Source organism: Xanthomonas arboricola (assembly GCF_003353015.1).
Classification (GTDB): domain Bacteria; phylum Pseudomonadota; class Gammaproteobacteria; order Xanthomonadales; family Xanthomonadaceae; genus Xanthomonas; species Xanthomonas arboricola_E.
This window is the reverse complement of record NZ_QREM01000010.1, coordinates 126,404-139,181: the sequence shown is the minus strand read 5'-3', so window position 1 is coordinate 139,181 and position 12,778 is coordinate 126,404. Positions and strand designations below refer to the sequence as shown.

The window sequence follows — 12,778 nt, the reverse complement described above, 5'->3', positions numbered from 1 at the left end:
TGCCTCGTAGGAGCGCGCTTGCGCGCGATCGGGCGTTACCGGGACAGCCCCTCGCGCTCAGGCGCGCTCCTACAAAAACACATGCACGTCCAATCGACTGTCACGTAGGAGCGTGCCTGCGGGCGACAGGCGTCACCGAAAGAGCGTCATCACATGCAGGTGTCCCTACTCGGGCGATCCGTCTACCCGGTAGCTGCCCCTGCCGTTGCNCGTAGGAGCGCGCTTGCGCGCGATCGGGCGTTACCGGGACAGCCCCTCGCGCTCAGGCGCGCTCCTACAAAAACACATGCACGTCCAATCGACTGTCACGTAGGAGCGTGCCTGCGCGCGACAGGCGTCACCGAAAGAGCGTCATCACATGCAGGTGTCCCTACTCGGGCGATCCGTCTACCCGGTAGCTGCCACTGCCGTTGCGAATCCCCAACCGCCGAACCGCCGAACCCAACCCCCGAACTTCAAACTTCAAACTTCAAACTTCAAACTTCAAACTTCAAACTTCAAACTTCAAACTTCAAACTTCAAACTCCGAACTCCGAATCCCCAATCCCCACCTCAAGGCGCCTCGCCCCGTGCCTGCGCACGCGCATTGGCGATCAAGGCCTTGAGCAGGACGCGATCGGTGTGACGGGAGATGGCGATGGCACCGAGCGCGATCGCTTCGGCGCGTAATGGTGCGGGCACGTCGTAGTGCGCGCCGCTGGGTTTGTTCTGGAAGGCGCGGCGGGGAATGCCCAGCCGCGCCGCCATTGCATGCAGCTCGTCCAGCGTATCGCCGAGCAGGTGCGCCCAGCGCTGCTCGCGCCACGGATGCACCGCATCGTCGACGTAGACGGCCACCGGCAGGCCCTCAGGCCTTCTTGGTCTTCTTTTTCTTGGCGCCGTCGCTTGCGTCGTCGGCGTCGTCCTGCGACGCGTCGCCTGCGGTCTCCGCAGCGGCATCTTCGGCGCTGGCACCAGCATCGGCATCGGTGTCCGCGTCGGCATCTGCCTGGGCATCGCCTGCCTCGGCGTATTCGGCTTCAGCTTCGCCGTCGTCGCCCTCCGCATCGCTGTTCTCGAACTCGGACACCAGCGTGGTCAGGTATTCCTCGGCGGTCTTGCCGTCTTCGGCGGCCAGGTCGTCGATCATCTGCTGCAGCTGGGTGGAGTATTCCAGCGAGATGGTCTTGCCTTCCTTCTCCTGCAGATTGGCCAGGTGCTTGAGCATGGCCAGCATCGGCACCGGATTGTCGGCGCTGCCCATGGTCTGGCCGCCGATCGACAGCAGCCATTCGCTGTCGTTCTGCAAGCCGATCGCCGCGACCACGCGACCGTCAGCATCCTGCAGCACGGCATGGTTGGCGATCTGCGGCGCCTGGCCCAGACGGACGATCGGGCGCTTGGGTTGGGACTTCTTGCGCTTGTCGCGCTTGGCCTTGGAATTGCGGGACACGGTGTTCTCGACGCTGGGAATGGCCGACCATTCTAGGCGCTTGCGCGCGACCCGGCTCGCGTGCCGCGGCCGGGCCGGAAAAGTCGGCCGCGCCGCTTGACGCTCCTGTCGGCGCTCCCGGCGTACCCAAGGCCGCTGATGCCGGCATTTCGGACAGGCTGCAGCGGCCGGCGGCGCGCCCCTGCGTGCCGGCAGACGCCCGCTCCCGGTCGGGATCGGAATGCAGCCGGAGAGGCAGGCCGCAGGAGGGGGCGGATTCGGCCTGTACCGCACTTGGCCTGCACCATAACGTGCAGCTTCCAGTCGTCTCCAACCGTCTCCAACCTCCCGCAGCCGCCGGCAACCGCCAGGCCAGCTTCCCCCGGCCGCCGTCAGCGCCGCTGGGGTGTTTCGCCGACGGCGGTGTGCGGGCAGCCACGGCGCATCGGCCGCCTTGTCGAGTGCGGTCGTCAGGCCATCGCCAGACAACCGCCAGGCCCGCTTCCCCCGGCCGCTGTCAGCGCCGCTGGGGTGTTTCGCCGACGGCGGTGTGTGGGCAGCCACGGCGCATCGGCCGCCTTGTCCAGAGCGGTCGTCAGGCCATCGCCAGACAACCGCCAGGCCAGCTTCCCCGGCTGCCCTCAGCGCCGCTGGGGGGCTTCGCCGACCGCGGTGCGCGGTGCGGCCACGGCGGCTTCGGCCGCCTTGGCCAGCGCGGTGGCCGAGGCCAGCTGGGTGCGCGTGGAGACGCGCGGTGCCGCCGGGGCGGTACTGGCGGGTGTGGTCGCTGCCGCAGGCGATTCGGCGCTTGCCGCAGGCGCAGATCCGCCCGCCGCCGCCGCCGCCGCGGTGGGCCCTGCCGCAGGCAGCGGGGCGGGTGTCCCCACTGCCGTGGTGGCAGTGGTCGCCGTGGCACTCAGGTCCGGCACATGGGTGTCGGCATCGTGGGTAGGCGCGCCCAGCGCAATGCCCTGGTCGGCGCCGGCCAGCGCGGCCTGTTCGGCATCCTGGGTCATCACCACGATGCTGATGCGGCGGTTGATCGGGTTCTGCGGGTTGGTCCTGTCGAACAGCACCGACGAGGACAGCCCCACCACGCGCGTCACCTTGGTATCGGCCATGCCGCCGCCCACCAGTGCGCGGCGTGCGGCGTTGGCACGGTCGGCACTGAGCTCCCAGTTGGTGTAGCCGGCATCGCTGCTGTAGGCGGTGGTGTCGGTATGGCCGGTGATGCTGATGTGGTTGGGCACCTGGTTGATGAAGCTGGACAGCTCGCGCAGGATCGCCACGGTATACGGCTTGAGCTGGTCGCGGCCCATGTCGAACATCGGCCGGTTCTGCTTGTCCACGATCTGGATGCGCAGGCCGTCCGGGGTGAGGTCGAGCAGCAGCTGGTCCTTGAACGGCTCCAGCGCCTGGCTCTTGTCGATGGCTTCCTTCAGCTCCTGCATCAGCGCTTCCAGGCGCCGCTTGTCCTTGGCGCGGCTGTCCACGTCGGTATCGGCCGCGTTGTCGCGCTTGCGGCCCATTTCATCCTTCTGCCCCTTGGCCATGTCGGCGGTGCCGCCGAGCTTGATCATCGAGGTGCTGGCGCCGCCGGGCCCGTTCATGCCGGGCGAGGGCGCCGGCGACTTGCCCGACAGCGGGCTGGGATTGCGGAAGTATTCCGAAATCGCCGCGCGCTGCTCCTTGGTGGTGGCGGCCATCAGCCACAGCACCAGGAAGAACGCCATCATCGCGGTCACGAAGTCGGCGAACGCCACCTTCCAGGCGCCACCATGATGGCCGCCGCCCTGCACCTTCTTGACCCGTCGGATGACGACGGTGGATTTACCCTCGGCCATGACCGCGGTCCTACTTGATCGTCTTCAGGTGCGTTTCGAAATCCGCAAAGCTCGGACGCACGTTGGAGGGCAGCGTCTTGCGGGCGAATTCCAGCGCAATCTTCGGGTTGTAGCCACGCAGGCAGGCCAGCAGCGCGGTCTTGACCGCTTCGTAGATGCGCCCGTCCTGCTCGGCGCGCGCTTCCATCGCCGCCGACAACGGCGACACGAAGCCATACGCCAGCAGGATGCCGAGGAAGGTGCCCACCAGCGCGGCGCCCACGTGGTGGCCGATCTCCTCGATCGGCCCGCCGATCGAACCCATGGTGATCACGATGCCGAGCACCGCGGCCACGATGCCGAAGCCGGGCAGGCCGTCGGACACCTTGCTCAGCGCATGCGCCGGCGCCAGGGCTTCGTGATGATGCTTCTCCAGTTCCAGTTCGAGCAGCGGCTCCAGTTCGTGCGGCTCGATGTTGCTGCCGATCATCAGGCGCAGGCAGTCGGTGATGAAGTCCAGCAGGTGATGGTCGGCCACCACCTTGGGATAGTTGCCGAAGATGGTGCTGTCCTGCGGCTTCTCGACATGGTCTTCCAGCGCCATGAAGCCGTCGCGGCGCGCCTTGTTCAACAGCTCGTAGACCAGGCTCAGCGTGTCCTTGTAGTCGTCGGACTTGTACTGCGGGCCCTTGAACACGCCCATGATGCCGGTGAGCGTTTCCTTGACGATCTTGCCCGGCGTGCTGACCAGGAACGCGCCCAGCGCCGCGCCACCGATGATCATCAGCTCGTACGGCTGCCAGAGCGCGCCCAGCTTGCCGTGCGACAGCACATAGCCGCCGAGGACGCTGACGATGACGACGATGAAGCCGATGATGATGAGCATGGCGCAGCCAGAAGCAAACAGGGTTGCTGTTGTTTCGGCTTGCGCGGCGGATTCTTGAAGCGCGCAGCGTGAAGCTGTGCGGTGTAGCTGAACAATCAGCGGGAGACACAGGTCTTCACGTGGCAGGCCTGCGGCGGTGGCGCTGCCTGCGCCGGGCGGTTCCGGGGCAGTTGCAGCCCGTGATCGAGCGGACTCCCGGTGCCACCTGCCTGGCCCAGGCAGTGTCTGCCGTATGTGCCGGCGCAGCCCGGCTCAGGTGCATCGCACTTTGCTACCGGTCGGGATCAATGCCTGGTCGCGGTCGCCGCACGGCGCCAGCGATGCGGCAGTGCGTGCCGGTCCACGCATGAGAAGGCCCGGCAAACGCGCGACGGCGTCCGGCACGAATCATCCCGGGCCGGACGCCGGTACCCCGCTCAGGCCGGTTGCGCCTCGGCGCCCTCGCGCTGCAAGGGGTTGGGCAGGGCCTGGCCGTTTTCGGTAAACCCCAGCGAGACCGAGTTCAGGCAGTGGCGCTCGCCGGTCGGCGGCGGGCCGTCGGGGAAGACGTGGCCCAGGTGGCTGTCGCAGCGCGCGCAGACGATCTCGGTGCGGATCATGCCGTAGCTGGTGTCGCGGATCTCGCGCACGTGGGCGGCATCGTACGGGGCGAAGAAGCTCGGCCAGCCGGTACCGGAGTCGAACTTGGCGCTGGAGCGGAACAGCGGCAAGCCGCACAGGCGGCAGGTGTAGACGCCGTCGAGCTTGTTGTCCAGGAACACCCCGCAGAACGGCGCTTCGGTGCCGTGGTGCAGCAGCACGCGCTGTTCCTCGTCGCTGAGCCCGGCGATCAGGGCATCGCGCTGGGCAGGGGAGGGAGGGGTCAGATCGAACTGGCTCATGGGACTCTCGCGTGCGCGCGCTGGCAGGGGTGCCGCGCCTGTACCCGTGATGTGGGCAGCGTCGGCGTGGTTCAAGCGTGCGGGGGACCAAGCCCCTCTTCCGCCGGGGCGCCGCTGGCGCAGGCCGGGGCGCGGAGCGGGGTTGGGCCGAGGGTACGGCGGCGAGGCCATGGCCCCGTACTGATTGCCAGGCGTTGCACGCACCCTCATCCGGCGCTGCGCGCCACCTTCTCCCGCTGGGAGAAGGATGCTTTCGCGCCGCGCTCACCTCGCGAACGCGTTCATCCCGCAGCCAATCTCCCGCATTGCCGCAGCACGCCGGCGCCCCCATCCAGTCGGTACTCCTCGATCAAGCACGGTGTCCGTCATGGCGATCCCTTCCTCGATGCGCGGGCTGCTGCTGTGTGGCCTGCTGGCTGCTGCCGGTGCGGCGGCGGCGCAATCGGCCACCACCACGCGCGCGTCCAATACGCTGCAACCGATCACCCCCCCGGCGCCTGCCCGGCCCGCGCTGACCGCGCCGCGCGCAATGCAACCGGCGCCGGCCGCGGCTCCGCTGCCCTCGCAACTCGGCCAACGCCCGTCCGCCCGCACCATCCCGACCCGTGGCCCGGCGCAGACGCCGGTGGCACCGGCCGGCAGCCAGGTTCCGCCAGCCAGCATGCCGCTGGTCTACGACCGCAATGGCCGCTTGCTGCAGGGCATGCAGCCGGCCGGCGCCAACCGGGTGCTGGATACCAGGACCGGGCGCTACTACGACGCCGTCCCGGCCGGCGACGGCATGCGCGTGGTGCGCTGAGCCGCGCGGTTACCAATCCCTACTCCCGAATCCCAGATCTCAGCCCTCGATCGGCAACGCCAACGTCTCCTTGACCTCTTCCATCACGATATAGCTCTTGGATTCGCGCACATGCGGCATGGTCAGCAAGGTGCTGCCGAGCAGCTTGCGATACGACGCCATCTCGCTGATGCGCGCCTTGAGCAGGTAGTCGAAATCGCCCGAGACCAGATGGCATTCCAGCACGTTGGGCAGCTTGAGCGCGGCGCGGCGGAACTCCTCGAAGATGTCGCCGGACTTGTAGGCCAGGCTGATCTCGACGAACACCAGCAGGCTTGCCTTGAGATACTGCGGGTCCAGCCGCGCGTAGTAGCCGGTGATGGCGCCATCGCGCTCCAGCCGGCGTACGCGCTCGGTGCAGGGCGTGGTCGACAGGCCCACCCGCTCGCCCAGTTCGGTAAAGGAAATCCGCCCCTCCTGCTGCAGGATGCGCAGGATCTTGCGGTCGATCTTGTCCAGCTCGCGGGTGCGGGTGGTCATTGGGTCTGTCTCCACAGGGTTTGACAGGAGGATTCACTGCCAGGCTGGCCTGATTCCAGAAATGGCACTGCCTTGCTCGCAATATACTGCGTCTAACTGTCCCCCTCGGCGCCTGGTTGTGGGGGAATACCCTTTCCAGGAGAACGACATGCGGGTGCTCATTCTCGGTAGCGGCGTCATCGGTACCACCACGGCCTGGTATCTGGCGCAGGCCGGTTGCGAGGTCAGCGTGGTCGACCGCCAGCCGGCGGCGGCGCTGGAGACCAGCTATGCCAACGCCGGCCAGCTGTCGTTCGGCTACACCTCGCCATGGGCCGCGCCCGGCGTGCCCGGCAAGGCGATGAAGTGGCTGTTCGAGCAGCACGCACCGCTGTCGATCCGGCCCACCCGCGACCTGCGCCAGCTGGCCTGGCTCAGCCAGATGCTGCGCAACTGCACGGCCGAGCGCTATGCGGTGAACAAGGCGCGCATGGTGCGCATGTCCGACTACAGCCGCGATCGCCTGAACGCATTGCGTGCCAGCACCGGCATCGAATTCGAAGGCCGCCAGCTCGGCACCACCCAGCTGTTCCGCACCCAGCAGCAGCTGGATGCCGCCGCGCAGGACATCGAGGTACTGGCCCAGTACGGCGTGCCCTACGAGCTGCTGACCCCGGCGCAGATCGCCCAGTTCGAGCCTGGCCTGGCCGGCGGTGGCACGCAGATGGCCGGTGCCTTGCGCCTGCCCGAAGACCAGACCGGCGACTGCCGGCTGTTCACCCAGCGCCTGGCCGACCTGGCCGCCCAGGCAGGGGTGGAGTTCCGCTACGGCCAGCAGGTCGAGCATCTGCAGCACGCCGGCGGGCGCGTCACCGGCGTGCAGATCGATGGCCGCATCGAGACCGCCGACCGCTACGTGCTGGCGCTGGGCAGCTATTCGGCCGACCTGCTGCTCTCGCTCGGCCTGCATCTGCCGGTGTATCCGCTCAAGGGCTACTCGCTGACCATTCCGATCGTGGACGCGCAGCGCGCGCCGACCTCCACGGTGCTGGACGAGAGCTACAAGATCGCGCTGACCCGCTTCGACGAGCGCATCCGCGTCGGCGGCATGGCCGAGGTGGCCGGCTTCGACCTGTCGTTGAATCCGCGCCGTCGCGCCACCCTGGAGATGGTGGTCAACGACCTGTTCCCCGGCGCCGGCGACCTGGCCCAGGCCGAGTTCTGGACCGGCCTGCGCCCGGCCACGCCGGACGGCACGCCGGTGGTCGGCGCAACCCCGTATGCCAACCTGTTCCTCAATACCGGCCACGGCACCCTGGGCTGGACCATGGCCTGTGGCTCTGGCCGCTACCTGGCCGACCTGATGCAGGGCCGCACGCCCGACATCGACAGCGAAGGCCTGGACATCTTCCGTTACCTGTCGCCACGCAGCGTGCGCACGCACCGGGAGGCCGCGTAGTGCGTCCTGCGCAAGCGTCGATCGACCTGGACGCATTGCGTCACAACTACCGCCTGGCCAGGCGCCTGGGCGGCAGCAAGGCCCTGGCGGTGGTCAAGGCCGATGCCTACGGCCACGGCGCGGTGCGCTGCGCGCAGGCGCTGGACGGCGAGGCCGACGGCTTTGCGGTGGCCTGCATCGAAGAGGCGCTGGAGCTGCGTCAGGCCGGCATCCGTGCGCCGATCCTGCTGCTGGAAGGGTTCTTCGAACACGACGAACTGCGCCTGATTGCCGAGCACGATCTGTGGACGGTGGTGGCCACGCCGCAGCAGGTGCGCGCGCTGGCCGAGTTCCAGAGCCCGCGTCCGTTGCGGGTGTGGCTGAAGCTGGACAGCGGCATGCACCGGCTGGGCCTGTCGCCGGAAGATTTCCGGGCGGCGTGGTTGCGCCTGCGCGGCTTGCCGCAGATTGCCTCGCTGGTGCTGATGACCCATCTGGCGCGCGCCGACGAGCTGGAGTGCAGCCGCACCGACGAGCAGGCGGTGGCGTTCGCGCTGACCGCGGGCGGCATGCGCGCGGAAACCAGCATCCGCAATTCCCCCGGCCTGCTCGGCTGGCCGGCGCTGCGCAACGACTGGTCGCGTCCGGGGCTGATGCTGTACGGCGCAAACCCGTTCCCGCAGGACACCGAGCTCACCACCCAGCTGCGCCCGGTGATGACGCTGCGCTCGCGCATCATCTCCGTGCGCGAGCTGCCGGCCGGCGAGCCGGTGGGCTACGGCGCCCGCTTCGTCGCCGAGCGGCCGACCCGCGTCGGCGTGGTGGCGATGGGCTATGCCGACGGCTATCCGCAGTTCGCCCCCAACGGCACGCCGGTGCTGGTGGATGGCCAGGTCTGCCCGCTGATCGGCCGCGTGTCGATGGACATGCTGACCGTGGATCTCACCGAGCACCCGCAGGCCGACATTGGTGCGCCTGTGCAGCTATGGGGCGATGCGCCGCGCGTGAGCCCGCTGGCAAGCCAGTGCAATGTCAGCGCGTATCAGTTGCTGTGCGGACTCAAGCGCGTGCCGCGGGTGTACGTGGGCGAGCCGGCAGTGGGCGAGGGAGTCACGCGGTGAGGTGTGTCCCTTCTCCCGCCGGGAGAAGGGGCCCCGACGGGATCCTCATGGCATTGCGGATGCGTAATCACCTTGCGCGCCATGAATACACTTGCGCGTCATGAATAAAAACGGCGCGTCGCGACGCGCCGTTTTCACGCAAGGCCGAGTTGCTTTTCTGGCGCGGCCAGCACCAATCAGTCACAAGCCAGCCGTGCTCCGATCGCCGCGGAACTGCTTGCGCACCCAGTCGTCGATCATCGCCTTTTCGAAGCGCAGCGGGTCGCTGTCGGTCAGGCGCGGCCCGCTCATCAGGAATGCCGAATCCACCAGCTTGCGTGCGCCCTGGTCGAGCACCTGGCCGTTGGCGTCGGTCAGCGTGTAGTCGAAGCTCAGGCGCGGCGGGTAGATGTCCTTGACGATGCGCACGTCCTGCATGCGCGGCCCGTGCCAGGGCTCGTACTGGCCGGCGCGGCGGATGTCGGTGATGGTCACGCTCAGGCGCTGGCCGTCCGGAAGCCTGCGCGCGGCGCTCTGCTGGAAATAGGTCGCCAGCTGGGTCACCCAGTCGCCGCGCTGCGCTTCCCAGCGGTTGCCGCTGAAGCGCACTTCGGAAAATTGCGCCGGGTCGGTCCAGCGCACATCGACCTTGCCGTCGCCGCTCAGCGCGCGCGGCGCCTGCGGGTCGGTGACGTTGCGGACAGCCGCCTGCGCGCCGGTCGCCGCGAACAGTCCTGCCAGCAACAGGCTGGCGCCGCAAAGGCTGGAACGTTTCATGGAAAGTCTCCAAGCGGAAGGGACGTGGAAGTACCGGGCGTACCTGCAGTGTGGGGGCGCCCCCGCTCGCCGGCAACGCTTGCCGCGCAAGGGCTGGCGCGCCATTGCCACGCGGTTAATCCGCGGCATTGTCGCCATGACGGCGGGTTCACTGCGCCTGCGCCTGCGCTTCACGGCGCAGCCGGGAAGATCGCCAGCATGGACACCCACTCTTTCCGCACAAAATCAGCCTCTTCGGCGCCGGCACACATGCCGTCGGACGTGCGCCTGCAGTTCATCGACTGGGCGAAGCAGCACGGCCACAACCCCGCCACCGGGGCCGCCGCCTTCGTCGCACTGCAAAGCGATGTGGACCTGGATCTGGCGACGCGCACGCTGCGCCTGGCGCCGGGGGCCTCGCCGCGCGAGGCGCTGCGCGAGCACCTGGCCGCGTTGGCGCGCCAGGGCGATGTGGCGGTGCAGTTTCCGCCGGTCTACGCCTACACCGCGGCCAGCGGGCTGGAGTACCGCTACTCGCTGATGCTGGTGATTGCCGAGGATTGCGTGGAGTGGACCGGACGGGTCTGGCAGGACCTGGATTACCAGGGAATGCTCACCGGCCGGGGCCAGGGCCCGCGTGCCAATTACACCCAACTGGCGCGGATGGCGCTGGAACACGAGCTTGATCAGGAGCGTCCCCGTTATGTCCAGGCATGAATTCGAATTGCAGCTGCCGCTGGGCGCACAGGTCGCCAGCGGCGAGGATGGTTTCAGCGAGCGCTGCCGCAGCGAATGTGCCAGGCTTGGACTGTCGCGGGTCCGGTTGTTGTTGCTGGACGCCGAGTACGCACGCTCCACCGCCTGGCGCGAAGAAGCGCAGCGCTGGATGGACGAGCAGTTGCGCCGCGAAGGCGAGTGGGTGTTCCGCGGCGTGATCGCCGGGATCGTGGTGCTGGCGGCAGGCATCGCCCTGAGCGCGGCGCTGCTGTGGTGATCGCCGGGAAGCCGGCCGCACGCATGTGAACCGGGCTGGCCGGCTGTGCACCCGCTGACGACACCGGGCGTGGTTTCATCTGCTCGTCATCCGCCCTGGCATCACCCCTGGATCCCGATTTGAGCACCTCGACCACCAGTCCCGATCTGGCCACCGGTTTCCCGGCAGCACCCGCCGAGCCGTTCCTCGACCCGGGGATGTACCACGAGATCTTCCATAACCTGGACGCGGGGTTCTGCGTCATCGATCTGGTATTCGATGGCGACCAGGCCGTCGATTACGTGATTCGCATGACCAACGGCGCGTTCGAGCGCTATACCGGCCTGTCCAACGTCCTGAACGTCTCCATTCGCGGCCTGCTGGCCGGCCACGAGCAGGAGTGGTTCGACCGCTACGGCCATGTGGCCCGCACCGGCAACCGCATCCATTTCGAAATGCAGGCCAAGGCGCTGCGGCGCTGGTATTCGGTGGATGCGTTCCGGGTCGGGCAACCGGAGCAGGCGCGGGTGGCGGTGCTGTTCATGGACATCACCGAGCGCAAGCGGGTGGAGCGTGAGCTGGCCGAGAGCGAGGCCCGCTTCAGCGCCCTGGCCGATGGCCTGCCAATGCCGGTCTGGGTACTGGACGCACAGGGCGTGGTGCGCTTCGTCAACAGCGCCTATGGTGAATTCTTCGGCATCGACATCTCCAGCGGCACGGTGTCGGCCTGGAGCGAGTTGCTGCATCCGGACGACCTGTCGATCTTCCAGTTCGAACTCGCCACGGCGCTGGAGGAACAGCGCGGCCTGCACGCACTGGTGCGTGCGCGCCGCCATGACGGACAGTGGCGCTGGATCGAGATGACCGCCACGCCGCGCTATTCGGCCGACGGGCGTTTCATCGGCCTGGCCGGCAGCAGCCCGGACGTGACCGAGCAGCGCGAGATCGAACTGGCGCGCGAGCAACTGCTCGAATCCGAGCGCAGCGCACGCAACGAAGCCGAGAGCATGGCGCGGCTGAAGGACGAGTTCCTGGCCACCCTGTCGCATGAACTGCGCACGCCGCTGACCACCATCCTGGGCTGGAGCGAGTTGTTGCTGCAGCGGGTGGAGGAAGGCCATCCCAACTACAAGGGCCTGTCGGTGATCGCCAGCAGCGCCCGTGCGCAGAAACGCCTGATCTCGGACATGCTCGACCTCAGCAGCATGTTGCTGGGCAAGGTGCAGCTGGAGGTCGAGTCGCTGGACCTGGCCGAGCAGGTGCGCGAGGCCTTGAACACCCAGGAGCTGGCGGCCGAGGGCAAGGACCAGGTGCTGGAGGTGCATGCCCCGTCGACGCCGTGCCTGGTGCTCGGCGATGCCACGCGGCTGCAGCAGGTGCTGTGGAATCTGCTGTCCAACGCGATCAAGTTCACTCCGGCGCATGGCCGCATCGACGTCACCATCGAACGCGACGACGGCCACCTGCTGGTGTCGGTGCGCGATTCGGGCGACGGCATTGCTGCCGAATTCCTGCCGCACCTGTTCGGCCGCTTTCGTCAGGCCGACGGCACCACCACGCGCCAGCACGGCGGCCTGGGCCTGGGACTGGCGATCGTGCAGCAGCTGGTGGAAATGCATGGCGGCCAGGTCAGCGCCACCAGTGGCGGGCGCGGCAAGGGCGCCACGTTCACGGTGCGCCTGCCCGAGCATGTTCCCGACCAGGCCAGGCGTCCGCGGCGCGAGCTGCGTCGGCGGCTGATGTCCGAACAGATCATCGAAGCGCGTGCGCTCAACGGCCTACGCCTGCTGGCGGTGGAAGACCAGCCGGACATGCTCGACTACCTGCGCCGCCTGCTGGAAGAGCAGGGCGCCGAAGTGGTCACCGCCGGCAGCGCCACCGACGCGCTGGCGTTGATCGATCATCGCGGCCACGCACGCTTCGATCTGATGCTGACCGACATCGGCATGCCGGGCATGGACGGCTACGGGCTGATCCGCACCGTGCGCGACAACCTGGGGCTGGACGCGGCGGCGCTGCCGGCCGTGGCAGTGACCGCGCTGGCACGCGACGACGACCGCAAGCGCGCGCTGGACTCCGGCTTCCAGGAACATCTGGCCAAGCCCTACAGCGTCGCCCAGCTGGTCACCGCGGTGCGCGCGGCGCGCGAATCGGTGGAGTGAGGCCGAAGGCGGATCTGATGTCGCGCTGCCGCGGCGACAGCTCCGCAACCA

The 12,778-nt window shown here is 68.2% G+C and carries 13 protein-coding genes; 6 read left to right on the top strand and 7 right to left on the bottom strand.

The genetic code is table 11. The annotated features are described in order from the left end of the window. Positions 1 to 552: 552 nt before the first annotated feature. The 5 genes from C0541_RS18025 to msrB all read right to left on the bottom strand — a co-directional run bounded on the left by C0541_RS18025 (position 553) and on the right by msrB (position 5,001). Entirely contained in the window at positions 553 to 837 is a 285-nt protein-coding gene (locus tag C0541_RS18025; protein ID WP_115050688.1) for a DUF4031 domain-containing protein, read from the bottom strand. 10 nt (positions 838 to 847) lie between these two features. Further along, the gene (locus tag C0541_RS18020; RefSeq protein WP_115050686.1) at positions 848 to 1,432 is read right to left on the bottom strand and encodes a hypothetical protein; all 585 of its coding nucleotides are present in this window, start codon (positions 1,430 to 1,432) and stop codon (positions 848 to 850) included. 620 nt (positions 1,433 to 2,052) lie between these two features. Beyond that, a complete protein-coding gene (motB, locus tag C0541_RS18015; protein WP_115050684.1) occupies positions 2,053 to 3,255 on the bottom strand; it encodes a flagellar motor protein MotB in 1,203 nt (400 codons plus the stop codon). A gap of 10 nt (positions 3,256 to 3,265) precedes the next feature. Further along, positions 3,266 to 4,120 carry a flagellar motor stator protein MotA gene (motA, locus tag C0541_RS18010; protein ID WP_115050682.1) on the bottom strand — a complete coding sequence of 285 codons (855 nt, stop codon included), beginning with the start codon at positions 4,118 to 4,120 and terminating at the stop codon, positions 3,266 to 3,268. Between the two features lie 416 nt (positions 4,121 to 4,536). Continuing rightward, a complete protein-coding gene (gene msrB, locus C0541_RS18005) occupies positions 4,537 to 5,001 on the bottom strand; it encodes a peptide-methionine (R)-S-oxide reductase MsrB (protein ID WP_115050680.1) in 465 nt (154 codons plus the stop codon). A gap of 367 nt (positions 5,002 to 5,368) precedes the next feature. On the opposite strand from msrB, the gene C0541_RS18000 reads away from it, so the two are divergent. Then, positions 5,369 to 5,800, top strand: coding sequence for a hypothetical protein (locus C0541_RS18000; protein ID WP_115050678.1), 432 nt, complete (start codon positions 5,369 to 5,371; stop codon positions 5,798 to 5,800). 39 nt (positions 5,801 to 5,839) lie between these two features. Here C0541_RS18000 and C0541_RS17995 read toward each other — a convergent pair whose 3' ends face one another. Continuing rightward, positions 5,840 to 6,319, bottom strand: a complete 480-nt coding sequence (locus C0541_RS17995; RefSeq protein WP_115050676.1) for an Lrp/AsnC ligand binding domain-containing protein — start codon at positions 6,317 to 6,319, stop codon at positions 5,840 to 5,842. Positions 6,320 to 6,467: 148 nt separating this feature from the next. Between C0541_RS17995 and C0541_RS17990 the strand changes: the two genes are divergently transcribed. Beyond that, entirely contained in the window at positions 6,468 to 7,757 is a 1,290-nt protein-coding gene (locus C0541_RS17990) for a D-amino acid dehydrogenase (RefSeq protein WP_115050674.1), read from the top strand. Further along, positions 7,757 to 8,857, top strand: coding sequence for an alanine racemase (alr, locus tag C0541_RS17985; protein ID WP_115050672.1), 1,101 nt, complete (start codon positions 7,757 to 7,759; stop codon positions 8,855 to 8,857). The genes C0541_RS17990 and alr overlap by 1 nt, the downstream gene beginning before the upstream one ends. Positions 8,858 to 9,037: 180 nt before the next feature. Here alr and C0541_RS17980 read toward each other — a convergent pair whose 3' ends face one another. Next, complete coding sequence (locus tag C0541_RS17980) at positions 9,038 to 9,613, bottom strand: DUF3016 domain-containing protein (protein ID WP_115050670.1); 576 nt, start codon at positions 9,611 to 9,613, stop codon at positions 9,038 to 9,040. Positions 9,614 to 9,862: 249 nt separating this feature from the next. Between C0541_RS17980 and C0541_RS17975 the strand changes: the two genes are divergently transcribed. The 3 genes from C0541_RS17975 to C0541_RS17965 all read left to right on the top strand — a co-directional run bounded on the left by C0541_RS17975 (position 9,863) and on the right by C0541_RS17965 (position 12,727). Continuing rightward, the gene (locus tag C0541_RS17975) at positions 9,863 to 10,309 is read left to right on the top strand and encodes a hypothetical protein (protein WP_161960147.1); all 447 of its coding nucleotides are present in this window, start codon (positions 9,863 to 9,865) and stop codon (positions 10,307 to 10,309) included. Then, on the top strand, positions 10,296 to 10,586 hold the full coding sequence (locus C0541_RS17970) for a hypothetical protein (protein ID WP_115050666.1): 291 nt from the start codon (positions 10,296 to 10,298) through the stop codon (positions 10,584 to 10,586). The genes C0541_RS17975 and C0541_RS17970 overlap by 14 nt, the downstream gene beginning before the upstream one ends. 107 nt (positions 10,587 to 10,693) lie before the next feature. Then, the gene (locus tag C0541_RS17965; RefSeq protein WP_161960183.1) at positions 10,694 to 12,727 is read left to right on the top strand and encodes a hybrid sensor histidine kinase/response regulator; all 2,034 of its coding nucleotides are present in this window, start codon (positions 10,694 to 10,696) and stop codon (positions 12,725 to 12,727) included. Positions 12,728 to 12,778 lie beyond the last annotated feature (51 nt).